Source organism: Streptococcus mitis, assembly GCF_023109235.1.
GTDB classification, from domain to species: Bacteria; Bacillota; Bacilli; order Lactobacillales; family Streptococcaceae; genus Streptococcus; species Streptococcus mitis_DA.
This window is the reverse complement of the sequence record NZ_JALDUC010000005.1, coordinates 22,973-48,558: the sequence shown is the minus strand read 5'-3', so window position 1 is coordinate 48,558 and position 25,586 is coordinate 22,973. Positions and strand designations below refer to the sequence as shown.

The following is a 25,586-nucleotide window of genomic DNA, read 5'->3' as shown; positions in this document are numbered from 1 at the left end:
AGGATCTAATGAAAAAATTAGGTACATTACTCGTTCTCTTTCTTTCCGTCATTGCTCTTGTAGCATGTGCTAGCGGAAAAAAAGATGCAGCTTCTGGTCAAAAACTAAAAGTTGTTGCTACAAACTCAATCATCGCTGATATTACTAAAAATATTGCTGGTGACAAGATTGATCTTCACAGTATCGTTCCTGTTGGTCAAGACCCACACGAATACGAACCACTTCCTGAAGACGTTAAGAAAACATCTCAAGCTGATTTGATTTTCTATAACGGGATCAACCTTGAAACAGGTGGCAATGCTTGGTTTACAAAATTGGTAGAAAATGCCAAGAAAACTGAAAACAAAGACTACTTTGCAGTCAGCGAAGGCGTTGATGTTATCTACCTCGAAGGCCAAAACGAAAAAGGCAAAGAAGACCCACACGCTTGGCTTAACCTTGAAAACGGTATGATTTTTGCTAAAAACATCGCAAAACAATTGAGCGCGAAAGACCCTAGCAACAAGGAATTCTACGAAAAAAATCTCAAAGAATATACTGATAAACTAGACAAACTTGATAAAGAAGCTAAAGAGAAATTTAACAACATCCCTGCTGAGAAAAAACTCATCGTAACCAGCGAAGGATGCTTCAAATACTTCTCTAAAGCCTATGGTGTCCCAAGTGCCTACATCTGGGAAATCAACACTGAAGAAGAAGGAACACCTGACCAAATCAAGACCTTGGTTGAAAAACTTCGCCAAACAAAAACTCCTTCCCTCTTTGTAGAATCAAGTGTGGATGACCGTCCAATGAAAACTGTTTCTCAAGACACAAACATCCCAATCTACGCACAAATCTTTACTGACTCTATCGCAGAACAAGGTAAAGAAGGCGACAGCTACTACAACATGATGAAATACAACCTTGATAAGATTGCTGAAGGATTGGCAAAATAATACTCTTCGAAAATCAAATTCAAACCACGTCAGCGTCGCCTTGCCGTACTCAAGTACAGCCTGTGGCTAGCTTCCTAGTTTGCTCTTTGATTTTCATTGAGTATAAGCCTCTGAAAAACGTCATTCTCACATGAGCTGGCGTTTTTTTCTATGCCCATATTTCCGGTCAAATCATTGGAAAATTCCGACTGTTTCAGCTAAAATGGAAGAAAAAAGATTGGAGTATCCTATGGTAACTTTTCTCGGAAATCCTGTGAGCTTTACAGGTAAACAACTACAAGTCGGCGACAAGGCGCTCGATTTTTCTCTCACTACAACAGACCTTTCTAAAAAATCTCTGGCTGATTTTGATGGCAAGAAAAAAGTCTTGAGTGTCGTGCCTTCTATCGATACAGGTATCTGCTCAACTCAAACGCGTCGCTTTAATGAAGAACTGGCTGGACTGGACAACACGGTCGTCTTGACTGTTTCCATGGACCTACCCTTTGCCCAAAAACGTTGGTGTGGTGCTGAAGGTATTGAAAATGCCATCATGCTTTCAGACTATTTCGACCATTCCTTTGGACGTGATTATGCCCTCTTAATCAATGAGTGGCACCTATTGGCACGCGCAGTCTTTGTCCTTGATACCGACAATACGATTCGCTACGTTGAATACGTGGACAATATCAACTCTGAACCAAACTTCGAAGCCGCAATTGCAGCTGCTAAGGCCCTATAGAAAAAATCCTCTGTCACAAAGAGTTCCTTGCTCTTTGAAACGGAGGATTTTTGTTTACTGATAAATACAAATACAAGTTCAATCGGCTGAAAAACAACTACCTTACTCTACAGATTTCAGAGCTTCAAGCATATCAACCTTTCTCAGATGATAATTGACAAAGAAACCAAGCAAGGTCAAAATGATACTTACTGCTGCCACTGGGATTACATAGACTTCCCAGCCTACCTGCGGATAAAAGAGAATGGTCGCAGGAGAAATCATTTGAATCAAAAATTGGTGTAAATAGAAACCTGAGACCAGACCAAGTACGATTCCCACAAGGGACAGCACAATCGTCTCACGGTAAATGTAGAGAGTGACTTCATTATTATGAAAACCGAGAACCTTGATAGTGGAGAGTTCACGGATTCTCTCAGCTACGTTGATATTGGTTAGATTGTAGAGGATAACAATAGCCAACAGAACCGATACGATGACCAAGATAGTCATAGTCTGATTGAGTGAGCTGGCGACGGAGTCGAAGAGTCGAATGGCTGAAGCATTTTGGACAACGCTGGACACCGCAGATTGATTCATAAGTAAGCCGGCCTGTCTTTCGATACTAGGAGCACTGGTATCCCTTAGCGAGACCAGATAAGTGTTGGCTTGGGGTAGCTGGCCGTAAATTTGCTCATAGCTAGCCTGACTCATATAAATAAAGTGACCAACGTAGTTCTCAGCAATGGCAGCGACCTTTAGCTTCTTACCTTCAATTTCTAGAGTCTGTCCAACCTTGACACCTGCCAACTGGGCTAGTTTAGCTGTGATGACAACTCCATCTTTTAATGTCAACTCTTGCTGATGGTCTTGCAGATGGATAAAGGGAGTCAAATCCTCCTTATCTGTCATCATAATAGTAATGGTTTGAAGACCAGCCTTACCTTTGAAATCCTTGTCTAGCGTCTTAGAATAAATTTTCTGATAGGCTTTGATGTCCTGCCCTTTCAACACTTCTTCTAGATTTACCTTGTCCTGATTGGTCGCACTAGGATTTTCAGAAATAATCATCTGATACTGTTGGATTTGTTGAAACTGTTTAGACGGAACTCCTGCTACGGAAGATTGGATTCCCAAACCTGCAAAAAGCAGAGCTACAGAACCTGCCACACCAAAGATCGTCATCAACATCCGCTGCTTATAACGGAAGATATTGCGAGCTGTTACCTTATGAGTAAAACTGAGACGGCGCCAGATAAAACTGAGACGCTCCATTAAGATTTTAGCTCCTTTAACAGGAGGTTTAGGCAGTAAAAGCTGGGCTGCTTCGTCATGAAGTTCTCTACGAGCTACCAAGTAGGCTGGTAACACACTCGCCAACCAACTCAAGACAAGAGCCAGTAAGCTATAGGTCCAATAGAACTGAATCTGGGTTTCTCCCATCACCATGCTTTTTGTAATGACACTTGAAATCACACCGGCTAGTAAATAATGTCCAAGTATGCTACCTAGAGCTGTTCCGACAGTTCCAGCTACTAGACCGTAGAGGAGAAACTTGGCAATAATATCCTTGCTACGATAACCCAAGGCCTTAAAAATACCTGCATGTGTTCGCTCTTCATCCACAAAACGAGTCATGGTTGTAAAGGTCACCATAGCTGCTACGGCATAAAGCACTACAGGAAAGATATTGCCCACTGCCCGAATACTGGCTGAAGCATTGCTGTACATGAGGTAGCCCTGACCGCCAGGCATGGTCTGACGATTATAGACTTGATACTTGGGCTCAGCCAAATCATCCAATACTTGCTGATGTTTTTCTAATTTTTCCTTTTCTTGAGCTAGATTCTGTTCAGCCTGCTTTAGTTTGTCCTCTTCCTTGCCCAATTCCTGCTTAGCTTGGGTAAGTTGAGAACTAGCTTGCTCTCTCTGGGCTTGAGGAAGCAAGGCTAGTTGACTTTCCTGAGCCTGTAAACGAGCTTGAGCAACTGCTAAACGACGCTTGCCTTCCTGCAAATTAGTCTCAGCCTTATCAAGGGTTTCTTTGCCTTTGTTTAGAGACTCTTGTCCTTCTTTTCTCAAGACTTGTAGACGTGCCTTGCCATTATCAGATAGAACTTGTTCAAGTTCTTCCTGATGTTGCTTGGATTTCTCTTCATAAGCTGCTGAAAAAGCATTTAATCCTGACAAATCTTGATATTTCAAACGAGCTATATTGTAGACTTTCTGATCAAACTGACTAGGTAAAATCACTCCATAGGCTGTCAGAGTCCCACTTCCACTTCCTGCGTAGCCCATATCTCGCTGGGAGAGGATTTCAGCCGAATCCACAAAACCAGTAATGGTATAAGTATGGTCTTTTAAAGAGGAATGACCCTCCTCTTTTTCTTTAAAACTAATCTCCTGTCCCATGCTGTATTGGCCTTGCAAATGAGTGGCCAAAGCGATTTCCTTGTCTGACTGAGGAAGTCGTCCCTCTCTTAGCTGAAAGGTTGAAATTCGCTCTGGTTTGGAGTACAGCCGAATAGCATCCTGGCCATTATCCATAGCCACATCTGTCAAGTAGCCAAATTCAACCTCTGCGCCCTGAGTCTGTTCTAGTTCTTCTTGATCTGCTTGATCCAAACCATAGTTAGACATGACTGCCAAATCCAAGGTTTTAGCAGTTGTTAAATAAGCATTTGCGGTCGCCTCCATATTGGGACTAGTCACTTTGAGACCGACTAAGGCTAAAGACCCCAACATCATCAAGGTCAAGATGGATAAAAAACGCCCCTTGGAGCCTGTGAAGGACTGAATTAAGTCCTTCCAATAAGTTTTTCGCTTGATCATGCTAGTACTCCAAACTGTCAATATCCTGAGGATGCTGGTTGATCACCACATCCTTGACACCGGCATCGTGCATATGAATCACACGATCAGCAATGGGCGCCAAAGCTCCATTATGAGTCACGATGATCACCGTCGTTCCCTTTTGACGAGACATATCTTGGAGAATCTTCAAGACTTGCTTGCCCGTCTGATAATCCAAGGCACCTGTTGGTTCATCACAAAGGAGAATTTTAGGATTTTTGGCTACTGCGCGTGCAATGGAGACTCGCTGTTGCTCCCCTCCAGAAAGCTGGGCTGGAAAGTTATTGAGACGATGAGCCAGACCTACATCTGTCAAGACCTGCTCAGGATTCAAGGCATCTGTCACGATTTCTGAAGCCAACTCCACATTTTCCTTAGCGGTTAGATTGGAAACTAGATTATAAAACTGAAAAACAAAGCCTACATCATTGCGACGGTAATTGGTTCTCTGGTGCGAACTATAGTCTGCAATATTGGCACCATCAATCCAGATTTCCCCCTCATCATTGGTATCCATTCCCCCAAGAAGGTTAAGAACCGTTGACTTGCCTGCACCAGATGCACCTAGAATAATCACCAATTCACCCTTTTCAATCTCAAAATTCACATCGCGATTGGCCACAATCTCCGTGTCCCCAACCTGATAACGCTTGTAACAGTGTTTCATCTCAATATAAGCCATCAGACCCACCCTCTCTCAAACAAATTACTTCCTACTACCATTATAACGCTTTTTCAACTAGTTGGAAACTGCTTACATTCTTAAATCCTTATTAAAAGGCAGTATCAAATTACTGCCTTCTATCACCTTCTTAAAAATAAAATTGAACAAAATCACCTTCTGCTGTCGCCACTGAAATACAATCTTTCCCCATGCATTTCGCTTTTATTTTTTCTTGATTCACTTCAATCACACTTTTTTCAATATCTGGATAAGAGACTCGCAAATCTCCCCCACTTCTTGATAAAATGGTCAACTGTAAGAGTTTTTTATCCGCCCACCTCATGCTAACTTCAAAATGTCCACGTGCCATTAAGCCTGAAACGGAACCTGTTGACCATGCATCGGGTAGGGCGGCTAGAGGTACCAGATAAGCTGTATGAGACTGGAGTAACATTTCTGCCATTCCACTGCTAGCACCAAAATTACCATCTATCTGAAAAGGAGGGTGGCTACACCAAAGATTTGGCAAGGTAGATGACTTTAACTGCTCTGCTAATAATTTATGGGCTCGATTGCCATCTCCTAGACGCGCCCAAAGATTGATCTTATTGGCCTTAGACCAACCTGTGCCGCCATCTCCACGATCATTAAGGCTAGCACGCGCCGCTTCAAGATACTCTTGTACCTTGTAGCTAAAGAGAGTTCCAGGATAGAGTCCCACTAGATGGGAAGTGTGCCGATGCTGAGCCTCCACTTTCTCATTTTGAAAATGCTGCTCTTCCTCCTCATACCACTCCCTGATTCGACTAGATTGAGTGATTTGAAGAGGATTAAGCAAGTCAAACTTCTCCTTGACCTCAGTCAACAAAGCCTCATCCAGTCCCAATTCCTGAGCAGCCTGAATAAAATCATGAAATAACTGCCAAATTAGAGATTGGTCATAGGTATTGCCAATCGAAATCGGCCCATGTTCTGGCGAATAAGACGGAGAAGAGACCCAACGCTGCGCCTGCTGATCCTCATGTAAAAAATCATTCCAAAAACGAACGGTTTCCCTCAACATGGGATAAATTTTCTCCCTGAGATAGTCTTGATCCCTATAAAATGAATAGGCTTCATAAACAGTTTGCATCATCCAAGCATTGGCAGCTGGTGACCACCCCCAGTAATAATCCCAACCAGGTGCCGTCCAGCCAAAAGGAGTCGCTTGAGTATGAACCAGCCAACCATTCTCCTCACCTTTCTGAGAGACGATTCCTGCATACCTTGCAGCCGCTAGACGACCATAGACACGCAAATCATCTATATAGTTGATGACTGGAAAAGCCGTCTCTAGAAGATTAGTAACATAGGCTGGCCAATAATTCATCTGCAGATTGATATTCAGGTGATAGTCCGAATTCCAAGGAGGATTATCGACCGCATTCCAGACTCCCTGTAGGTTAGCTGGTAGAGCATCTGAGCAATCTCTAGAAGAACTAATCAATAAATACCGTCCATACTGGAAGAACAATTCCTCCAAAGCATGCCCCTCTTGTGGCTTATAATTTTTTAGCAAATTATCTGTAGTGGATGTGTCTACATCAGCTCCCAAATCCAATTGAACACGTTGGAATAAGGCTTGGTAATCCTGAATATGCCTTGATTTCAATTGGGCATAGCCCTTTTCTTTAGCTATCTCCACCAAGTCCTTAACCTGTTTCTCTAAATCTATTTTCTTGCGATAATTACTAGCAGGATTTTGGGCAAAATCAGTCTTAGCAGCCAAGAAAAGATTGGCATAACTGGCTCCTGATATCTGAGCCTTATCTGACCAAACTCTAATATCCCCATCTGTTTCCCAAGCTAAACAGCTAGCAAACTGCAGGTCATTGTCCTTAACTCTTCCCTTCATCAAGATATGAGAATCAGTAATATCCAACTTGCATTCCTTGTAATCAGATTTTTCCTCCTCATACTTTCCATCAGAAGCCAAATCACGACTTAGCGACAGTTCTATAGTAAAATCTAGAGTTTCCGCCCCTTCCTTAGTAAAGCGCTGAACCAAGAGATTATCTGGAAAACTCGCAAAAGCTTCACGTTCAAATTTCGTTCCCTTATAGACATAAGAAGTCGTCGCAAGCGCCTTACTGATATTCAGTTGCCTCTGGTAATCCGTAACCTGAGACAAAGTCGTACCTTGCTGACTAAACTCAATGTGAATATCCCCAAAGGATAGATAGGTCCCATATTGACTCGTTTTTGGCCCGATCAGGTGCTGTTCAGCCAGTTCCTTAGCCCGATTGTAATCTCTCTTTTCCAAAGCCTGCCGAATCTCAGCTAAAAAACCATACTGGTCCTGAAGATTTCCACCCTGATAATCGGAACTATCAGGAAGTGGACCACCAGACCAGAGACTTTTTTCATTAAATTGAATCCTCTCAGCCCCTATAATCCCAAATACTTTTGCCCCTAAAGAACCATTGCCTATTGGTAAAGCCTCTTCTTCCCAACCCTTATATGTTGTTGAAGCTGGTCTCTTGTAGGCCAATACATAATCTTGTTTTTTATTCCTTATCATACTACCATACTAACATAAAAAGCCTAGAAATCAATTCTAGACTTACAATTTTTTATTTTCCAAGGTAGTATTCAGAAACTACGTTCAATTTTTCGTCGAATTCGAATACCAATGGTGGGAAGTTAGGGATTTCCACGTCCATGATTTCGTCGTCTGACAAACCTTTGATGTGTTTTACAAGGGCACGGATTGAGTTACCGTGAGCTCCTACGAATACGTTTTTACCATCTTTAAGAGCTGGAGCGATTTTATCTTCCCAGAATGGAAGGGCACGTTCCAAAGTCACTTTCAAGTTTTCAGCATCTGGGATAACTGAGTCGTCAAGTGAAGCGTAACGACGGTCAGTGTGAGCTGAGTGCTCATCATCACGATCCATGTTTGGAGGCAATACATCGTATGAACGACGCCAGATGTGAACTTGCTCATCACCAAATTGTTCAGCAGCTTCAGCTTTGTTTTTACCAGTCAAACCACCGTAGTGACGTTCGTTCAAACGCCATGATTTTTCAACTGGAACCCACAATTGGTCAGAAGCTTCAAGAGCCAAGTTAGTTGTTTTGATCGCACGTTTCAATACTGAAGTATAAGCTTGGTCAAATTCGATACCAGCTTCTTTGATCAATTTACCAGCGTCAATCGCTTGTTGTGTACCTTTTTCAGACAAATCAACATCAGCCCAACCAGTGAAAAGGTTAGCTTTGTTCCATTCAGACTCACCGTGGCGAGCAAAAACCAATTTTACCATTAGATGGATTCTCCTTTAAATTTTCCGAGGTTTCCCCTCGTTTATCTATTCTATTTTACACAATTTTTCACAAAAAAGCTAGTCAAAACCAAAAAGGAAAGGACTGTTTGGCAATCCTTTTCCTTATTTTTTATCCTTCAACTTTGAATTTTTTGAGACTTCCTAAAAATAGTGAACCACCAATAATTGCTAGGATTCCTCCTACCCAGCCAAGGGCTGGAATCAAGCCAACTGCTCCACCTACGATTAATAGGACAGAAGGAGCCGAACCAACACGACTTTCTCCCTTATAGTATACAATCGCAACAATTCCTAAAACCAAAATAGCAATTTTTAAAACGGTTGGAAGTAAAACTCCTGCAACTCCTGCAACTGTTGTAGATGCAGTTAATTCAGGACTCTGTGTAGCTGTTGCTGTGGCAGCTGTACTCACAACTGCTGCTAGTAAAAGAAACGGGGCAATAAGCAAGTAGAGTCCACCTACTAAACCAACAATACCACTATAAAGTGCTAAAGCTTTTGATTTCATAACAAATCTCCTTTTTTATTTTTTCAAGTAAGATTGTATCATATTTGCTAAAAAAAAAAAGCATTTTCTGGAATTATAAAATAAAAACTTGCATAATATGAAATAAATTTAAGCAAATATGTGAAAAGAAATTTCCATTTCACTCTTGCTAATCTCCTTGCTTTTTGTTAGAATGATGTCAAAAAATAAAAAAGGTTAACATTATGCCACAACATCTCTTTAAAGAATTGGCTCAACTGGAACAAGTAGAGGCTCTAGCTCTAGGAGGATCACGGGCCGGACAAGATTTTGACAAAGACTCTGATTATGATGTATATGTCTACCTCAGTGCTCCTCTCTCGCCAGACATACGAAAAGAAATCCTCAGTAAACACTGCTCCTATATGGAAATCGGCAATCAATTTTGGGAATTGGAGGATGATTGTGTTCTCAATAATGGCATAGAGATTGAACTGATTTACCGCTCTCTAGACGAATTTGACAAAACTTTACAGGTCGTAGTTTTAGAGCACCAAGCCCAGAATTCTTACACTACTTGTATGTGGTACAATCTGCTCAACAGCAAGATTCTCTACGATCGAGATGGTCACTATGCTGCCCTCCAGAAAAAGTACAATCTGCCTTATCCAGCTGAGCTCAAAAAGAATATCATCAACAAGCAATTCCTGCTTCTCGACCAAGCTATGCCAGCTTTTTCAAGACAAATCAAAAAAGCTCTCAAACGCCAAGACCTACTCAGCATCAATCACCGTAGTAGCGAGTTTCTCGCCTCTTATTTTGATTTGCTCTTTGCCTTCAATGAGCAGCTCCATCCAGGAGAAAAACGCATGCTCCAGTACGCAAAAAACAATTGCTCTTATCTACCTCAACATTTTGAAGACGATATCCAAGACTATTTTCAAAATCTCTACCAGCTAGATTACCATGAGAAAACAGTCCTAACTTTAGAACAACTCCTATTAAATCTCAAACACTTGATTAATGAATCTATTTAAAATTACAATAAAAGCTCATGAAATCTACTTTTCAGATGATTCATGGGCTTTTTGAATTTCCACAATATGTAACGATATCAAGTTGATTAAAATAAGAGCAGGACAAAAAGGTTTTAACATGATAAAAACGCATCATATCAGGTGTTCAAAACCTTGATACAATGCGCTTTATAGTCTATAAGATTAGTTGTCTTTTCTTCTCAAATTGAGTTTTGCCTAGACTTTTCAACCTTATTTCTCTTCAAATCCTTCTGCTACTGCTTCCGCAAAGTTTTCTTCTACGATGCTTGCACAGTGGTCACAGATGACTGCGTGGTAGCTACGTTCTGCTGTTGTTGGGTCGATACGACGGCAACGGTCACACACATCACCTGCAGCGCGTTCTACTGTGAAGGCTACATCTTCGAAGCTAACAGCAGCTTCTGGAGCTGGTCCTTCTGAGATAGTCAAGTCTGACACGATTAAAAGTTGAGCCACATTGCTGTTTACTGCTTCGAGTAGAGTTTTCACCACTTCATTTGGGTAAACTGTCAAGTGTGCTTCAAGTGATTTACCGATAACTTTGGCATTACGAGCCTCTTCCAAGGCTTTTTGAGCTTGTCCACGGAAGTCCATGAAGGCTGCCCATGTATCCAAGATTTCTTCTTGATTAGCAAAAGTTTGTGCTTCTGGCAATTCTGACAATTGAACGAAGTCTTCTGCTTCAAACTCAAGGTATGACCAGATTTCCTCTGCTGTATGAGGAAGGATTGGTGTCAAGAGTTTGGTGATTTTCACAAGAATGTCATAGAAGACAGTCTGCATTTGACGGCGTTCCAATGATTTGGCACCTTCAATGTAAACAACGTCTTTGGCAAAATCAAGGTAGAAGGCTGACAAGTCAACGTTGATAAAGTTTACCAAGGCCTTGTAGATTGTCAAAAATTCAAAGTTCGCATAGGCATCACGAATGGTATTGACAAGCTGGTTAAAGCGAATCGTCATGTACTTATCAACTGAACGAAGCTCATCGTAAGCTACTGCATCCTCAGCTGGGTTAAAGTCAGATGTATTAGCAATCAAGAAACGAAGAGTGTTACGGATTTTACGGTAAGATTCCGATACTTGGCTAAGGATATCCATTGAGATACGAACGTCATTGCTAGTATCTACACTTGTTACCCAAAGGCGCAAGATTTCAGCACCAAATTGTTTTTCAACATCGCTTGGAGCAATGGTATTTCCAAGAGATTTAGACATCTTCTCATCTTTACCATCAAGGGTAAAACCTTGTGACAAGATTTGTTTGTAAGGTGCTACGCCATGGTTGGCAACAGATGTGATGAGTGATGAGTTGAACCAACCACGGTATTGGTCAGAACCTTCAAGGTAAAGGTCAGCTGGATAAGTCAGATTTGGACGATTTACCAAAACACCATTCCATGATGAACCTGAGTCAAACCATACATCCATAATATCTGTTTCTTTCTTGAACTCCCCATTTGGAGAACCTGGATGTGTAAATCCTTCTGGCAAGAGGTCTTTGGCATCACGTTCCCACCAAATGCTTGAACCATGTACTTCAAAGAGTTGAGCCACATGTTCGATAGTCTCAGCTGTCATGATAGCTGTACCGTCTTCTGCATAGAAGATTGGAAGTGGAACACCCCAAGCACGTTGACGAGAGATAACCCAGTCACCACGGTCACGAATCATATTGTATAGACGTACTTTACCCCATTCTGTATGGAATTTAACTTTATCAATAGCATCCAGGATTTCTTGACGGAATTTTGAAACAGAGGCGAACCACTGTGGTACTGCACGCCAGATAATTGGTTTCTTGGTACGCCAGTCAAATGGGTATGAGTGAGAGATTTCTTCTTGAGCAAGAAGGAGGTTACCAAGTTTTTCAATAACAGTTGGAACTACCTTTTCATAGAATTGACCTTCAAACTCAGGACCAGCATTCTTCATCATGATACCACGCTCGTCAACAGTCACTGCGACTTCAAGACCATTAGCAATACCAACATTGTAGTCGTCTTCACCGAAACCTGGGGCTGTATGGACAATACCTGTACCAGAGTCAGTTGTAACGTGGTCACCAAGGATAACCAATTCATCTACAGCTGTATCCCATGGGTGTTCTGTTACGATGTGGTTGAGTTCTTGACCACGGTAAGTTGCCAAAACTTGAACATCAGCCCAGCCAAATTTCTCAGACAAGCTGGTCAATAATTCTGCAGCAACGACAAACTTACGAGCTTCACCAGCAGGTTGAACTAGAACATAGTCAATATCTGCTCCAACAGTTAAACCACGAGAAGCTGTAATGGTAAATGGAGTAGTTGTCCAGACTACGATATAAGTATCTGTATCTAGAACACCTTTGCCATCTTTTACCTTGTTGGCATAATAAAGGGAAGTTGAAACCAAGTCATGGTATTCAATCTCTGCTTCGGCAAGGGCTGACTCAGATGACCATGACCAGTAAACTGGCTTGGCACCACGGTAGATATAGCCTTTATTAGCCATCTCACCAAATACACGGATTTGGGCTGCTTCATAGTCTGGAGTTAAAGTCACATATAAATTTTCCCAGTCACCTGACATCCCCAAGCGCTTGAAATCATCACGTTGTTTATAAACTTGAGAAAGAGCGTACTCACGGCAAAGTTTCAAGTACTCAACCAAGTCCATTTCTTTACGCTTAACACCTTGCTTTGCCAAAACTTGCTCGATTGGCAGACCATGAGTATCCCAACCTGGGATATAAGGTGCGTTAAAACCTGACATAGACTTAGAACGAACAATGATATCTTTTGAGATATGATTCATGGCATGTCCAACGTGGATATTTCCGTTTGCGTATGGAGGGCCATCATGCAAGACAAAATGCGGTTTCCCTTCATTTAGTTCTTGACGACGTTGGTAAAGTTTTGCATCTTCCCATTCCTTTTGCCAAACTGGCTCTTTAGTCGGAAGACCTGCACGCATTGGGAAAGCTGTTTTCCCAAGATTAAGGGTATCTTTGAGTTTCATGGTATCTCCTTTATAAATAATAACAAATTAAAAACCACGATTGCCAAAAAGGACGAAAATCGTGGTACCACCTTTATTCGGAAAAAGATTTAGTCTTTCTCCCTCTTATCCCGTAACGTGGGAAACGTCAAATCTTACTAGCTTCAGACTTGAGTTTTTGAGAGGATAATCTTATCATTAGAGAATGCAGGACTCACACCATCTCCTGCTCGCTGGAAATATAAGGATAAGATATTGTTCTCACATTATTTCTTATAAAATTGTAACGGATTCTTGCGGTGCTTCAAATCCTGGTTCTGAGTTTACAGCTTCAGTAGCTGGTGTTGGTCCTGAGTAATGGCTTGGAGCTACTTCTGGCTCTTCATACATTGGACCAACTGGATGAACAGGCTCTTCTTCAATTGGAGGACTCACTACAGGAGTTGAATTTTCCACTTCCTGTTTAGCCTGAGCTTCAAATTCAGCCAATTCTTTATTGGCTGCCTCAATACGAGCTTGTAACTCTGCCATTTCTGCTTGAGAGAACTGACGTGTCATATCAATTGATTCTTCCTCAATTGGAGCTGGAATCGGTTCCCCAAGCACTTCGCTAACCACTTCTTTAAAGGCTTCATCACTGGTTTGAAGATAAGTAGCTGTTGGACGAAGAATATCTTCCCAATCTGAAGATTCAACAATAGCCAACTGACTCTCAATTGTAGATTTGAGACGTTGGTGGAAGACACGGCTCTTGTTCTTCAATTCTTCTGTTTCCACAGCAACCTTCTTAGCATTATCAGTTGCTTGACGAAGAATTTCATTTGCCTTGTACTTAGCTTCTTCCAACAAACGTTGTGCATCCTGCTCTGCTTGTTGGATAATATTGTTTGAGCGTTCAGTTGCAGCTTGTTTTACTCGTTCAGCTGTATCTTGTGCAATCAATACAGACTGGCTCAATGAATCTTTCATCTCATCAAAGTAAGACAAACGCTCTTCCAAACTCTTAATATGTAAATCCTTATCATGATTAGAGCGAACCAAATCTTCATAATCACGGACTACAATATCTAAAAATTCATCTACTTCTTCTTGATCAAACCCTCTAAAGCGTGTGCTAAAGGTTTTATCTTTGATTTCTAACGATGTAATTGGCATAATTTTCCTCACTTACTTAATAACAATTGGACCGTTAATTTCTTTTTATCTTTTTTTGTTTGCCCATTATCCCTAACAAGTTTCAATCGACCAAATTTCCTTACACTAATCAAATCACCAACTTGAACTGCATAATCTGATTTTTCAACTAAATGGTAATTGACTTGAACTGCCTGCTTTTCAATTAACTGATTTGCCTGATTTCTAGAGAGCTTGAAGACCCCAGCTAGAAAAACATCTAACCTAGAACTAGCTATACAAATATCTAATTCTTGATAGTCCTCCACTGTATCAATCTTCTCAGTAAAATCCCGTTCTTCTAGACGAACCGGTAGACGAGCAATTTTCGTAATACCGTCTTGAAAAAGGAGCATAAACTGTCGATTAATGATAATCTGTGCTCTCTCTTCATTGACTAAGATATCACCAAATAGCTTTCTATCAATTCCCAGCTGATTTAAAACAGTTCCTAATATTTTTGCATGTGTTAAGCGTTCAAACTTATTAGGATAAACTATTTCTTGCAAGGAAAGTTCAAAATCAGAAAATTCGGGTTCAAAATAATCAGGATACAGGAGTATCCGCACATATTCAGTTTCAAGAAACTGCTGACTGCTCATGTAGGAGATGCCGTTGGTTGATGCTAGAACTTTTAAAATCTTTTCTTGATGGGGATTTACAAAGGGTGTTAAAAAAGGAGAATAAGAATCTTCTACCTTTTTTATCCATTCTACTCCCTTATCAATAAAAGACGAATCATTCTTAGAAAAGTGTTGATAAATCATCTTGTTCATAGAAAGATCACTAAAAGTCGAATCAATTGTTCCCCTAGAAAATGAACTAGTAATACCGCAACCCAAACAGACAAGTCAAGACCAGCAATCTGAAGTGGTAAACGTTGTAAGGGAGCAATTATCGGTTTCACTAAACTAATAATCAATCGTCCCAGACGTGATTCATAAGCATTTGGAAACCAAGACATCAGAGCAAAAATGATTAAAATCAGTGAATAGATATCCACTGCATTTTGAATAAAACGAATGAGAAAGAGCATTATCTCACTCTCGTACGTTTCATGTCAAAGCCAAATTCACCATTTTGTGATTCATCTGGGATTTTGATATCTTCAATATTAACGACAACATCAACTGGTGTCAGTAGGTACATAGTAGATGCTACCTTTTTCATGTTACCAGCCAAAACGTGACGAGCCCCGTCTAGATAATCCAAACAACGACGTGCTTGAACTTCTGTCATATATTGGAAATCAATCAAAATACTTTCGTTACCAGCTAATAAATCAACAATATCTGTGGCATCTTCGTATTTACGTGGATAACGAACATCAATTGTCACCTTATCAGTAGAACGTTGACTTTGCATAGCCAACTCTTGTTGACGGGCATGGAGACGAGTGATGTTTTTATCTTTAGATGGCGTGCTACCAGCTTGTTGAGGCAACTCTTGAACAGAAGGGACTGGAGTCACAATCGGCTCTTCAGCTTTAGGCTGATATGTAGTACCAACATCTTCTCCATCTTCTGTAAAATAATCTATAAATTTATCAAATCTATCTTTTAAAGACATATTTCTTTCCTATTTAAAAAATGCTGTACCAATTCTGACAAAGGTTGAGCCAAATTCAATCGCTTCCTTGTAGTCACGACTCATACCCATACTCAAGTCCGTCATTGGCATATTGGGAATTTGTTTTTCTCTAATTTCTAGTTGCAAATCCTGCGTAGCTTTAAAAATTTCTTTCAACTCATCACTACTAGCTTCAAAAGGAGCCATGGTCATCAAGCCGACATATTCAATTTTATCTAAGGTGGCCAATTCTGGCAAGAGCTCCAGTAGTTCTTCCCTTGAAAAACCATGTTTGCTCTCTTCCCTTGAGATATTTACTTGTAAGAAACACTTAACAACTCGGTCACTTCTTTTTTGAATTTCCTCTGCTAGCTTTAATGAATCCAAAGCATGGAAATAATCAACATACTGAATGACATCTTTGACCTTGCGTCTTTGCAAGGTTCCAATCAAATGCCAGGTAATATTTCTATCTTTTAAAGCTTCATATTTCTCAAGAAATTTATCCACACGATTTTCACCAATATGATGCACACCTAGCGGAAGCAAAGCCTCCGCTGTCGGTACGTCTACATATTTTGTAACAGCAACAACCGAAACAGAATTGGCTTCTCTTCCTGACTGCTGACTTGCATCTTTTACTTGTTGAAAAACACGTTCTGTATTTTCTTTCAAATTCATTTACTTAACGATTTTTGAAAAATGGAGGAGTGTCTAATTCATCCTCATCGTGTAAAGATGGCGCTTCGAAACGTTCAACTGGTGATACCACTGAATCAGTTGGTCGAACAATTGTCTCACGACGCAAGTCCCAATCACCAAATGCTGAAGTTTGAGAAGTTTCTGTGCGACGAGGCGCTGGACTTGGAATTTCTGCAGTTTCAGCCATATCAAACTGACGATTATGATTGTGTGCATGATTAGGACTTGCTTGTTCATGACGGACAGCTTGTCTTGGTGCATGGCCCACAACTTTTTCAACACGATCTTGACGAACACCAGTTGCAACGACTGTCACACGAATTTCATCTTTCATGTTTTCATCGATAGATGTTCCGAGCCAGATGTTCACTCCTTGACCAGCTGCTTGGTTGACAATTTCTGAAGCTTCTTCTGCTTCAATCAAAGTCAAATCAAGACCACCAGTAACGTTGACGATAACATCCTCAGCACCGTCAATAGTTGTTTCAAGAAGTGGTGAGTAGATTGCCTTACGAGCTGCTTCTACCACACGTTCTTCACCACTACCGATACCGATACCCATTAGGGCGTTTCCTTTATTTGCCATAACTGTTTTCACATCGGCAAAGTCAAGATTAATCAAACCAGGATTTGTAATCAAGTCCGTAATCCCTTGAACACCTTGGCGAAGTACGTTATCTGCTTCGCTAAGAGCTTCAAGAAGTGGAGTTTTCTTATCAACAATTTCAAGCAAGTTGTTGTTTGAAATAATCAATAGAGTATCCACATGCTCACGAAGTTGATTGATTCCTTCTACAGCATACTGACCACGTTTGCTTCCTTCAAAACCGAAAGGACGTGTCACAACACCAACTGTAAGAGCACCTAAATCTTTAGCAATGCGGGCAATAACAGGAGCTGCACCAGTACCAGAGCCCCCTCCCATACCTGCAGTAATGAAGACCATATCTGCTCCAGTAATAGCTTGAGTCAAGGCTTCTTCGCTTTCTTCAGCTGCCTTTTGACCAACTTCAGGTCGACCGCCAGCACCCAAACCACGAGTCAATTTAGGGCCTAACTGAATTACAGTCTCAGCTTTTGTACTACTCAAAGCTTGTACATCTGTGTTTGCTGCGATAAATTCTACGCCTGCAACACCTTCGTCAACCATGCGGTTAATGGCGTTACCGCCACCTCCACCAACACCGATTACTTTAATAACTGCACCTTGAGCTGCTGCTGTATCAAATGAAAATGTCATAGTTTATTTTTCCTCTTTTATTCATCAAACATGCTTCCGATTAAGCCACGGAAACGATCTGCGATTTTTGGTTTATTTTGAGAAGATACTTTATCTTCTTTGGGAGCAACTACGTTCGTAGAAGCTGATTGCTCTACCTCAGTATTTTGAACTGGTTGAATAGGGGTAGGTTGTGCTACTTGCGTAACGCGTTGAATCATCCCACCAAAATTAATTGGTTGGTGACGCAAAGTATCCTCACCCTTGACTGCTCTTTGTGCTAATAAATGCACCTCAGTCAATTGACCAGCAAATTCAGACAAGCTAATCACATGAGCGAAGGCAGGATTACGGATTCCAACTTGATTTGGAACGTAAAGTTTGACACCAACGCCAAAGACTTCCTGTGCAAGTTCTACAACACCTGGTAAAATAGCATTTCCACCAATCAGAACAATCCCACCTGGAAGATCCAACAAATGTCTTCTTTCCAACTCTTGTTTGATTTGTTCAAAAATGTGCTTAATGCGGGCTGAAATAATCTCTGCTAGGTAGCTTTCTGTAACTTCTACAGGCTCTACTTCACCAATTACTTCAACTTGGAAGGTTTCATTGCTTGCAAGTGAAGGGTAGGCTTCACCATAGTTTAATTTCAATCCTTCAGCTAATTTCTGTGAAGTCTTCAAGACTTTAGAGATATCTTTTGTGACATAATCTCCACCTTCTTGAAGAATATTTGTAAACTGGAGTTCTTGGTTACGGATTGTAGCAACAGTTGTTTGACCTGCTCCCATATCAATCACAGTAGCTCCAAATTCACGTTCTCCTTCGTTCAAGACTGAACGAACCAAAGCCAATGGTGAAATAATAATATTTTCAACTTGAACACCTGAGCGCTCAACTGTCTTGCGTAAATTGTGAAGAATAGTACGTGGACCTGTGTAAAGCAAACCACGCATTTCAAGACGAACCCCCATCATACCACGTGGGTCACGAATACCTTGGAAACCATCTACGATAAATTCTTCTGGAATAAAAGTAATGACTTCACGATCTGGTGTCATACTCTTTGTCAAGGCTGATTTAACAACATTTTCAACATCTTGATCTGTAATTTCTTTTGTATCAGATGTAACTGGAATCATACCTTGAGTTGGTTCTACCTGCAAAAGATTTCCAGGCAAACCAACATTCACTGATTTGATTGAAATGCCAGCTTTCTCTTCTGCTTGGGAAATAGCTGACTTGATAGCAGTTGCTGCTGCTTCAATGTCAACGATAATCCCATCCTTTACACCTTTACTCTTGGCATTACTTACACCAATTACGTTTAGTTCACCATTTCTATGCTCGGCAACCAATACTTTAATCGAATTAGTTCCGATATCTAAGCCTGTAAAAAAACCATCTCTAGCCATTACATCGCATCCTCTCTCTTCCAAGTTTCAAACTTCTATTCAATATAGCTAAAATAGGGCATAGCTATTCACAGAATATTATAACACAAAAAATCCAATCGTGCTTAGTTTTTCCTAAATTTACTTACCATTTTTTCACATTCGCTCATCAAATTTTTTTATTTTCCAAACAAGTTATAAAAAATCAGATTTATGAAAAAAAGAAAGCTCATTTCTAAGCTTTCTTTGCAATCATTTTTTCTGCTTCTTGTTCTAAAAATAGTTCCAAGATTTTCTTTGTTAACGTAATCGCTGCTGATAAGGCCAGGGAAACGATTAAATAATTAGCTACTAAGCCATGGTCTCCAACCAATGGTGGTTTTGTCAAGAATCCGTAATCTCCACCTGTTACTAAATTGACCACAAAAATCAAGGCATTTAGTGCAAAGGTCATGAGAAAAATTCCCTTCACATCCAGCAATCGCGCGTTATACTGTCTCAATAGATAAACTAAAGAGTTCCCCAAGAGAGCTAAGTGGCCAAAGATAAAGGATAAAATCGTAATATGTGGGAAAGGATAGGCATCTGACACTGGATAAACAAAGGCTGCTAATGTCCCAAATGTTCCTAGTAATGCAAAATACTGCCTATATTTGGACTGACCAGGTAGCAAGAGCACCACAAACATAGCCATACGACAATGGTAAAAGGGTAAACTTTCTGACAGAGGCATATGATTGACCCCATACCAACCATAAAGAAGGATTAACTGAACGGCCTGCAAGATTTGGAAAAATCGTTGGTAAGCCTTCTTTTCACGATAACGATAGGCTGTATAAAAGGTCAAAGCCAAGAGTGTAAATATACTGACATACCAAAAAAGGTCAAATTTGGGTGGCTCTGTTGCTTGGGTCGTAAAGAAAATATCCCATAAATTCATCTAGTCTTCCTCATGATTCAAAATTTTCCTGCATATTATTATACCATGCTATTTGTCAAAAATGGATTTAGAAATACGTAAATGTTTGACAAAATCACTTTGCTTCATTTTCTAAACTTTCTAACAACTTGGCTAGATTCATAGAGTTAGAGCCTTTGAGTAGGATTTGGTCATTGACTCCAAGGCTTTCTTTGACCTGCTTAACTAGGTCTTCAAATTGGTCTTGGTCTTCTGTTTTCTTGAAGTAGTAAACGTGGCCGATTGGGAACATTTGACTGGCCAGTTGAGCCAATTCAGCAATGTCTTCTCCGTAGAAAATCACGGTATCAAGCACATCTGGTGAGAGGCTCAAAATCATCTGGTTATGGAGCTGAACAGACTGGTCACCGAGTTCCTTCATGTCCGCTAAGACAGCGATTTTTTTGCCACCTTCGTTGGCTGGAATAGCCGAAAAAGTCTCTAAAATCAACTTCATAGCAGTTGGATTGGCATTATACACATCTGATAGAATATCTGCACCATTGGCTGCTTTCTTCCACTCAGTACGGTTACGCGTCAATTCAAGATTTTGGAAGGCCTGACGAATTTGCTCCTCTGAAACTCCTTCTTGTAGGGCAACATAGGATGCAATCATGGCATTAGTAGCATTGTACTTACCAGTCACTGGCAAATCAAGGGCTTGTTCCAAGAAATTAGCCTTAAATGTCAGACTATCCTTGCGCTCAATCAAGTCTGTAATTTCCAACTCTGCTCCTTGGCCAAAACGAACTACCTTTTTGTCAGTTGGCAAGTAGTCCTCTACAATCGGATCTGCTGGTGCCAAGAGCAAGGAATTCGAAGACATCCCGTCTGCAATTTGCATTTTTCCTTTAGCAATCTCCGAACGGTCTTTGAAAAAGGCCAAATGGGCTTCGCCAACCAAGGTCACGATGGCTGTTTTTGGATGAGCCAATTCAGACAAGAGATGGATATCTCCCAAGTGATCCTGCCCCATCTCCAAGACCAACTTTTCTGTTCCTTCAGGCATATGGAGAACTGTGTATGGAAGACCAATCTCATTATTGTAGTTACCTTGTGTTTTGTAGGTCTTGTAGGTTGTTGATAGCAAGTGCGCTAACATATCCTTGGTCGTTGTTTTACCATTTGAACCCGTAACCGCAAAGACATCAACAGCTGTTTTTTCAAGATAGTAGGCTGCTAGTTGCTGAAAGGCAGTCAGAACATCATCTACTAGAATGTAGGGATGATTTGCGACCTTTTTCTCAGACAGGGTTACTACTGCACCATTTTCAAAGGCTGTTTCGATAAAGTCATGGCCATCACGCGCACCTTTGAGGGGCACAAATAAATCTCCTGTCGCAATCAAACGACTGTCAAACTCAGCCTTTTCTAACTGAGCATCTGCAAAAAGACTGACATTATTTTTAGCTCCGACAACTTGAGCCACTTCATGGATTGTTAATTTCATTTCTACTCCTTTAAAAAGGGTCGAAGCTCGAGAACTCTAGTCACCTTTCAGTGATGGTTCTGGCTTCTACCCTCTCTTTCATTTTATAGCAAATGCGCTTCGCGCTTGTCAAAACTTTCCTTAGCAAGGTCAACCAAATGCTCGATTAGGTCTGGGTAGCTAATTCCCATATTGTCCCAAAGTAGTGGGTACATAGACCACTGGGTGAAACCTGGCATGGTATTAAGCTCGTTTAGGAAAATCTCTCCCTTATCTGTATAGAAGAAATCGCAACGAGAGAGACCTAGTCCACCAATCGCACGGAAGGCCGTTTCTGCATTTTGACGCATAACAGCTACCACATCATCACTGATCTTGGCTGGAATATCCATAGTAATCTTGTTGTCAATATACTTGGCATCGTAGTCATAAAAGGCAACATCCTTGACTACTTCTCCTGGTAGCGTACTCTTGACATCGTAGTTGCCCAAGAGACCAACCTCGATTTCACGAGCATTTACCCCTTGCTCTACCAAGACACGGCTGTCATATTGGAAGGCAAGTTTCAAGGCTTGACGAAGTTCCTCTTGATTTTCAGACTTAGAAATACCGACACTAGAACCCATGTTAGATGGTTTTGTGAAAACTGGATAAGTCAATTTTTCTTCAACTTCAGCAATTTTAGCAGTCATATCATCACCTTCGACAATGGCCACATAAGGAACTTGGGCAATCCCGACAGATTCTAAGACACGCTTAGTGGTGATTTTATCCATGGCAAGACTAGATGACAATGTGTTACAACCAACATAAGGCATTTTCAAAACTTCGAGGAAGCCTTGAACAGAGCCATCTTCTCCCATCGGACCATGGAGGACTGGGAAGACCACTGCCCCCTCTTCGTAGATGGCACTTGGTGCAACTTTCTTATCCCAATCAATGGTTTCATTGGTCATGAGACGGTCCTCTTGACCTGGAGTCTGGCTAAATTCTTGCGTTTTAATAAAGTCACCTGACTGGCTGATGAAGAAAGTCTTGACTATGAAACGGTCGTAGTTGACCGCACGCATCACACTCTCAGCTGAAAGAACAGAGACTTCACGCTCTGCACTACGTCCACCGTATAAAAGAATAATCGTTTGTTTCATATTACTTGTCCTAATTCTAATAGAATGCTCGTTCTTTAGTATATCATATTTGCTTCTTTTTTGAAACTTGAACCTGATACTGGTCTTCAATAAATCTAAAAAGAGACCGATAAAATAACTGTCGGTCTCCGTGATTTTTGTATAAATGAATTGAGTTTGTTAATTTGTCTAGACTTACAGCTCTGTCCGATTTTCAATGGCTCGTAAGAGCGTCACTTCGTCCGCATACTCGATATCTGCCCCCACAGCAAGACCTCGTGCTAGACGCGTAACCTTGATACCAGCTGGCTTGAGCAAACGTGAAAGATACATGGATGTCGCTTCACCATCTGCTGTAGCATTTGTTGCTACGATTACCTCTGAAACTTCACTATCCATAAGACGAGTCATGAGGCTCTTGAGATTGATATCATCTGGACTAATACCATTCATGGGAGAAATGAGTCCATGCAGGACATGATAGAGTCCATGGTATTCTTGGATATTCTCCATGGCTGCCACATCGCGACTATCTTCGAGAACTAAAATCGTTGTCTGGTCACGAGTCGGATCGGTACAGATAGAGCAAGGATCGTCATCAGTCAGGCGACCGCAGATGGAACAGTAGGTCAGCTCTCTCTTAGCAGAAAGGAGATTTTTAGCAAATTCATTGACATCGTCATCAGACATTCCAATAGTATAGAAGGCCAGACGTGTAGCCGTCTTAATCCCGATACCCGGTAACTTAGAATAACTGTCAATTAGCTTAGCAATAGGTGTTGGATAAAGCATCTGTTCCTTTCTAATTCATTGGATGATGTTGGTTATAGAGGTTGATAATATCGCGCGCAATGGAAGGTCCGACACCATTTGTAAGGTTGGTGTTATGAGGGAAGACAACAGCTACAGCGATTTGAGGATTATCTGATGGGGCATAGGCCACGGCGTTGGTGTTGTCGGCTTTTTGACCTCCCGCAACATAACTTTCGGCGGTACCTGTTTTCCCACTAATGGATACAGCTGCACCATTGGAAAAGGCACGACCTGTCGTCAGAGCACTCCCACCATGTGAAACTTGATAAAATCCTTGTTGGAGGATGGAAACATCAGACTCAGAAATATTAATTTTATTCATTTCCTTGGTATCAATAGATTGGATTACGTTCCCTAAGCCACCTTGTTCGTTGTTTCCATAAATCCCCTCGACAATGTGGGGGGCAATCCGAACACCGTTGTTGGCAATAGTTCCAACGTACTGGGCTAATTGCATAGGGGTGTAGTTATCAAACTGGCCAAAGGCATTGGTAATGTAATTGGCAAAGTCATATTCCTTAGGGATAAATCCTGTAGATTCATCCGGAAGATCAATACCCGTTGAAGCTCCAAGACCATATTCAGCAAATGTCGCACGAAGTTTCCCCATAGCTGATTCCAAATTGCTGGTTCCAACAAACATATTAGGTTGATAAGTTTGACCCATAATGCCCAAAGCCGTTTGAACCATATAGGTATTAGAAGAATACTCCAAGGCTTCCACAGCTGTAATCGGGAATGAACCGTAGGCTTGAGTATACCAAGAATTAATCGGAGCTGAACCTTGGAAAACAATCGGTTGGTCTGTCAAGGTCTGATTCCCTGATAAGACTCCATTCTCCCAACCAGAGCTGATGGTCGCCGCCTTGACAACAGAACCCGGGACAAAGACATTGGTTACTGTTCCCAAGGAATCAGGTGTTAAATCTCCCGTTTTCAAGTCATGTTTTAGCCCTGACATAGACAAAACCGCACCTGTTTTTGGGTTAAGGGCGACTGCATACACACCTTCTGAATACTTGGCTCCTCCATTTCCCAGTTCGGAATTGAAATAACTCTTAAGCAGATTGTCCACGCTATCTTGGAAGGCCAAATCAATAGTCAGTTTAATATTATTCCCTTTGGTACCATCTTCGATATTTTCGACACTTTCCATGTTACCGTACTTATCTAGATGGATTTCCTTAACTGAGCGTTTTCCTTGCAAGGTTCCTTCATATTGTTTTTCTAGATAAGAAGTCCCAACACGATCATTTAAAGAATAACCCTTTTTGATATAAGCATCTGCTTCTTCAGCTGGTAGACCAGCTTTTTCACTGGATACACTTCCTACTATAGACGAAAGAGAAGTCTCTAGGACCTTTCGATCCCACGAAGTTGAAATACTGATCCCAGGTAAATTCTTAGAAGCTGAAGCAATCAAGGCAATCTGTGTATCTGTCAAAGAATCTGTCGCAATGGTGCCTGTCGCAAAATTTCCAACTGCATTGAGTTGGCTAAAGAGGTAAATTTCTTTCTTTTCGTCATCCGAGTAGGCCAATTGGCTTGGATCGATACTTTCAACAGTATTATTGTAAAGCTCGGATTCAGATAATTGATTGCCATCAGAATCAAATCGCTTCTCACGTGGTAAACTTTCCACTGCTTTCTTATAGACATCTTGATCTGCTAGGTAATAGTCCGCCAACTGTCGATCAGTCAATGTTGGAGAAGTAACTCCCACATAGGCCAGCAACTTCTTGGCTGTTTCTTTTAAATCTGCAGCCGTCATTTTGTTGTTTCGAGTAAAGGAAACAACTTGTTTCACAGTATTTTCAACCAAAGGCTTGCCGCTAGCATCATAAATTTCGCCCCGAGCCGAACTAGTGGTCACCTTTGTTTTACTGGCAGATGCTAATTTTGTCTCATAAAAATCCTTGTTCAAAACCTGCATATAAAGCAGGCGACCAATAATGGCCATAAAGAGCAAAATGACAATTGAAAACAATAAATTAAGCCGAATCGGAATCGAATGGCTATCAAATTTTCTCATACAAATCAGTCTCATTTCTATTTAAAATCTTACTCTTCATTGTACCACAATTTGAGCAGAAAATTATGGAAAAGAAAGAAGCTTTTTTCGTTTTTACGGCAAGATACGTTTTTATTTATTCATCCCTATATTATATGTTATAATGAATGTAAAAGTTCAATAATCTAGTCTTTTTCCAAC

21 protein-coding genes are annotated in these 25,586 nt (G+C 40.9%); 3 read left to right on the top strand and 18 right to left on the bottom strand.

The annotated features are described in order from the left end of the window. The first annotated feature begins 8 nt into the window (after positions 1-8). The gene (gene psaA, locus M1F55_RS04185; RefSeq protein ID WP_000733076.1) at positions 9-938 is read left to right on the top strand and encodes a metal ABC transporter substrate-binding lipoprotein/adhesin PsaA; all 930 of its coding nucleotides are present in this window, start codon (positions 9-11) and stop codon (positions 936-938) included. 229 nt (positions 939-1,167) lie between these two features. Then, positions 1,168-1,659 (top strand): thiol peroxidase, encoded by a 492-nt coding sequence (gene tpx, locus M1F55_RS04180; RefSeq protein ID WP_000256026.1) that lies wholly within the window; start codon positions 1,168-1,170, stop codon positions 1,657-1,659. Positions 1,660-1,761: 102 nt separating this feature from the next. On the opposite strand, the gene M1F55_RS04175 is transcribed toward tpx, so the two are convergent. From M1F55_RS04175 to M1F55_RS04155, 5 genes are all read right to left on the bottom strand, one after another. After that, positions 1,762-4,470, bottom strand: a complete 2,709-nt coding sequence (locus tag M1F55_RS04175) for an ABC transporter permease (RefSeq protein ID WP_247947338.1) — start codon at positions 4,468-4,470, stop codon at positions 1,762-1,764. A gap of 1 nt (position 4,471) precedes the next feature. Beyond that, positions 4,472-5,173, bottom strand: coding sequence for an ABC transporter ATP-binding protein (locus M1F55_RS04170; RefSeq protein ID WP_247947337.1), 702 nt, complete (start codon positions 5,171-5,173; stop codon positions 4,472-4,474). Between the two features lie 130 nt (positions 5,174-5,303). Then, positions 5,304-7,715 (bottom strand): glycoside hydrolase family 95 protein, encoded by a 2,412-nt coding sequence (locus M1F55_RS04165; RefSeq protein ID WP_078238183.1) that lies wholly within the window; start codon positions 7,713-7,715, stop codon positions 5,304-5,306. Between the two features lie 52 nt (positions 7,716-7,767). Further along, positions 7,768-8,460: a phosphoglycerate mutase gene (locus tag M1F55_RS04160; protein WP_000240129.1), complete on the bottom strand. Its 693-nt coding sequence runs from the start codon at positions 8,458-8,460 to the stop codon at positions 7,768-7,770. A gap of 130 nt (positions 8,461-8,590) precedes the next feature. Next, on the bottom strand, positions 8,591-8,989 hold the full coding sequence (locus tag M1F55_RS04155; protein ID WP_061425634.1) for a hypothetical protein: 399 nt from the start codon (positions 8,987-8,989) through the stop codon (positions 8,591-8,593). Between the two features lie 203 nt (positions 8,990-9,192). Here M1F55_RS04155 and M1F55_RS04150 point away from each other — a divergent pair, with 203 nt between their 5' ends. Beyond that, a complete protein-coding gene (locus tag M1F55_RS04150) occupies positions 9,193-9,984 on the top strand; it encodes a nucleotidyltransferase domain-containing protein (RefSeq protein ID WP_247947336.1) in 792 nt (263 codons plus the stop codon). Positions 9,985-10,215: 231 nt separating this feature from the next. Here M1F55_RS04150 and ileS read toward each other — a convergent pair whose 3' ends face one another. From ileS to pbp2b, 13 genes are all read right to left on the bottom strand, one after another. Next, entirely contained in the window at positions 10,216-13,008 is a 2,793-nt protein-coding gene (ileS, locus tag M1F55_RS04145) for an isoleucine--tRNA ligase (RefSeq protein ID WP_247947335.1), read from the bottom strand. 252 nt (positions 13,009-13,260) lie between these two features. Further along, positions 13,261-14,142, bottom strand: coding sequence for a DivIVA domain-containing protein (locus M1F55_RS04140; protein WP_345772936.1), 882 nt, complete (start codon positions 14,140-14,142; stop codon positions 13,261-13,263). An 8-nt stretch (positions 14,143-14,150) separates the two neighbouring features. Further along, positions 14,151-14,936: a YlmH family RNA-binding protein gene (locus M1F55_RS04135; RefSeq protein ID WP_247947334.1), complete on the bottom strand. Its 786-nt coding sequence runs from the start codon at positions 14,934-14,936 to the stop codon at positions 14,151-14,153. After that, positions 14,933-15,196: a YggT family protein gene (locus M1F55_RS04130; RefSeq protein WP_049500943.1), complete on the bottom strand. Its 264-nt coding sequence runs from the start codon at positions 15,194-15,196 to the stop codon at positions 14,933-14,935. Before M1F55_RS04130 ends, M1F55_RS04135 begins: the two co-directional genes overlap by 4 nt. Continuing rightward, positions 15,196-15,729 carry a cell division protein SepF gene (locus M1F55_RS04125; RefSeq protein WP_000053357.1) on the bottom strand — a complete coding sequence of 178 codons (534 nt, stop codon included), beginning with the start codon at positions 15,727-15,729 and terminating at the stop codon, positions 15,196-15,198. Before M1F55_RS04125 ends, M1F55_RS04130 begins: the two co-directional genes overlap by 1 nt. Before the next feature lie 9 nt (positions 15,730-15,738). Beyond that, on the bottom strand, positions 15,739-16,410 hold the full coding sequence (locus M1F55_RS04120) for a YggS family pyridoxal phosphate-dependent enzyme (RefSeq protein ID WP_247947333.1): 672 nt from the start codon (positions 16,408-16,410) through the stop codon (positions 15,739-15,741). A gap of 4 nt (positions 16,411-16,414) precedes the next feature. Then, positions 16,415-17,671 (bottom strand): cell division protein FtsZ, encoded by a 1,257-nt coding sequence (ftsZ, locus tag M1F55_RS04115; protein ID WP_045605920.1) that lies wholly within the window; start codon positions 17,669-17,671, stop codon positions 16,415-16,417. A gap of 17 nt (positions 17,672-17,688) precedes the next feature. Beyond that, positions 17,689-19,068 carry a cell division protein FtsA gene (gene ftsA, locus M1F55_RS04110; RefSeq protein ID WP_004257776.1) on the bottom strand — a complete coding sequence of 460 codons (1,380 nt, stop codon included), beginning with the start codon at positions 19,066-19,068 and terminating at the stop codon, positions 17,689-17,691. A 214-nt stretch (positions 19,069-19,282) separates the two neighbouring features. Then, on the bottom strand, positions 19,283-19,987 hold the full coding sequence (locus M1F55_RS04105) for a YwaF family protein (RefSeq protein ID WP_001055234.1): 705 nt from the start codon (positions 19,985-19,987) through the stop codon (positions 19,283-19,285). Positions 19,988-20,081: 94 nt separating this feature from the next. Then, positions 20,082-21,455, bottom strand: coding sequence for a UDP-N-acetylmuramoyl-tripeptide--D-alanyl-D-alanine ligase (locus M1F55_RS04100; protein WP_247947332.1), 1,374 nt, complete (start codon positions 21,453-21,455; stop codon positions 20,082-20,084). A gap of 83 nt (positions 21,456-21,538) precedes the next feature. Continuing rightward, positions 21,539-22,582: a D-alanine--D-alanine ligase gene (locus tag M1F55_RS04095; protein WP_247947331.1), complete on the bottom strand. Its 1,044-nt coding sequence runs from the start codon at positions 22,580-22,582 to the stop codon at positions 21,539-21,541. Positions 22,583-22,756: 174 nt separating this feature from the next. Further along, positions 22,757-23,353: a recombination mediator RecR gene (gene recR / locus M1F55_RS04090; RefSeq protein WP_000966754.1), complete on the bottom strand. Its 597-nt coding sequence runs from the start codon at positions 23,351-23,353 to the stop codon at positions 22,757-22,759. 10 nt (positions 23,354-23,363) lie between these two features. After that, the gene (gene pbp2b / locus M1F55_RS04085; protein WP_247947330.1) at positions 23,364-25,421 is read right to left on the bottom strand and encodes a penicillin-binding protein PBP2B; all 2,058 of its coding nucleotides are present in this window, start codon (positions 25,419-25,421) and stop codon (positions 23,364-23,366) included. Between the last annotated feature and the right edge of the window lie 165 nt (positions 25,422-25,586).

Coding starts and splice junctions, on each gene's coding strand:
- M1F55_RS04175 (WP_247947338.1), bottom strand. CDS start 4,470: ATGATCAAGCGAAAAACTTATTGGAAGGACTTAATTCAGTCCTTCACA.
- M1F55_RS04155 (WP_061425634.1), bottom strand. CDS start 8,989: ATGAAATCAAAAGCTTTAGCACTTTATAGTGGTATTGTTGGTTTAGTA.
- M1F55_RS04095 (WP_247947331.1), bottom strand. CDS start 22,582: ATGAAACAAACGATTATTCTTTTATACGGTGGACGTAGTGCAGAGCGT.
- psaA (WP_000733076.1), top strand. CDS start 9: ATGAAAAAATTAGGTACATTACTCGTTCTCTTTCTTTCCGTCATTGCT.
- ileS (WP_247947335.1), bottom strand. CDS start 13,008: ATGAAACTCAAAGATACCCTTAATCTTGGGAAAACAGCTTTCCCAATG.
- M1F55_RS04140 (WP_345772936.1), bottom strand. CDS start 14,142: ATGCCAATTACATCGTTAGAAATCAAAGATAAAACCTTTAGCACACGC.
- M1F55_RS04105 (WP_001055234.1), bottom strand. CDS start 19,987: ATGAATTTATGGGATATTTTCTTTACGACCCAAGCAACAGAGCCACCC.
- ftsZ (WP_045605920.1), bottom strand. CDS start 17,671: ATGACATTTTCATTTGATACAGCAGCAGCTCAAGGTGCAGTTATTAAA.
- recR (WP_000966754.1), bottom strand. CDS start 23,353: ATGCTTTATCCAACACCTATTGCTAAGCTAATTGACAGTTATTCTAAG.
- M1F55_RS04135 (WP_247947334.1), bottom strand. CDS start 14,936: ATGAACAAGATGATTTATCAACACTTTTCTAAGAATGATTCGTCTTTT.
- M1F55_RS04125 (WP_000053357.1), bottom strand. CDS start 15,729: ATGTCTTTAAAAGATAGATTTGATAAATTTATAGATTATTTTACAGAA.
- M1F55_RS04160 (WP_000240129.1), bottom strand. CDS start 8,460: ATGGTAAAATTGGTTTTTGCTCGCCACGGTGAGTCTGAATGGAACAAA.
- pbp2b (WP_247947330.1), bottom strand. CDS start 25,421: ATGAGACTGATTTGTATGAGAAAATTTGATAGCCATTCGATTCCGATT.
- tpx (WP_000256026.1), top strand. CDS start 1,168: ATGGTAACTTTTCTCGGAAATCCTGTGAGCTTTACAGGTAAACAACTA.
- M1F55_RS04120 (WP_247947333.1), bottom strand. CDS start 16,410: ATGAATTTGAAAGAAAATACAGAACGTGTTTTTCAACAAGTAAAAGAT.
- M1F55_RS04165 (WP_078238183.1), bottom strand. CDS start 7,715: ATGATAAGGAATAAAAAACAAGATTATGTATTGGCCTACAAGAGACCA.
- M1F55_RS04130 (WP_049500943.1), bottom strand. CDS start 15,196: ATGCTCTTTCTCATTCGTTTTATTCAAAATGCAGTGGATATCTATTCA.
- M1F55_RS04170 (WP_247947337.1), bottom strand. CDS start 5,173: ATGGCTTATATTGAGATGAAACACTGTTACAAGCGTTATCAGGTTGGG.
- ftsA (WP_004257776.1), bottom strand. CDS start 19,068: ATGGCTAGAGATGGTTTTTTTACAGGCTTAGATATCGGAACTAATTCG.
- M1F55_RS04150 (WP_247947336.1), top strand. CDS start 9,193: ATGCCACAACATCTCTTTAAAGAATTGGCTCAACTGGAACAAGTAGAG.
- M1F55_RS04100 (WP_247947332.1), bottom strand. CDS start 21,455: ATGAAATTAACAATCCATGAAGTGGCTCAAGTTGTCGGAGCTAAAAAT.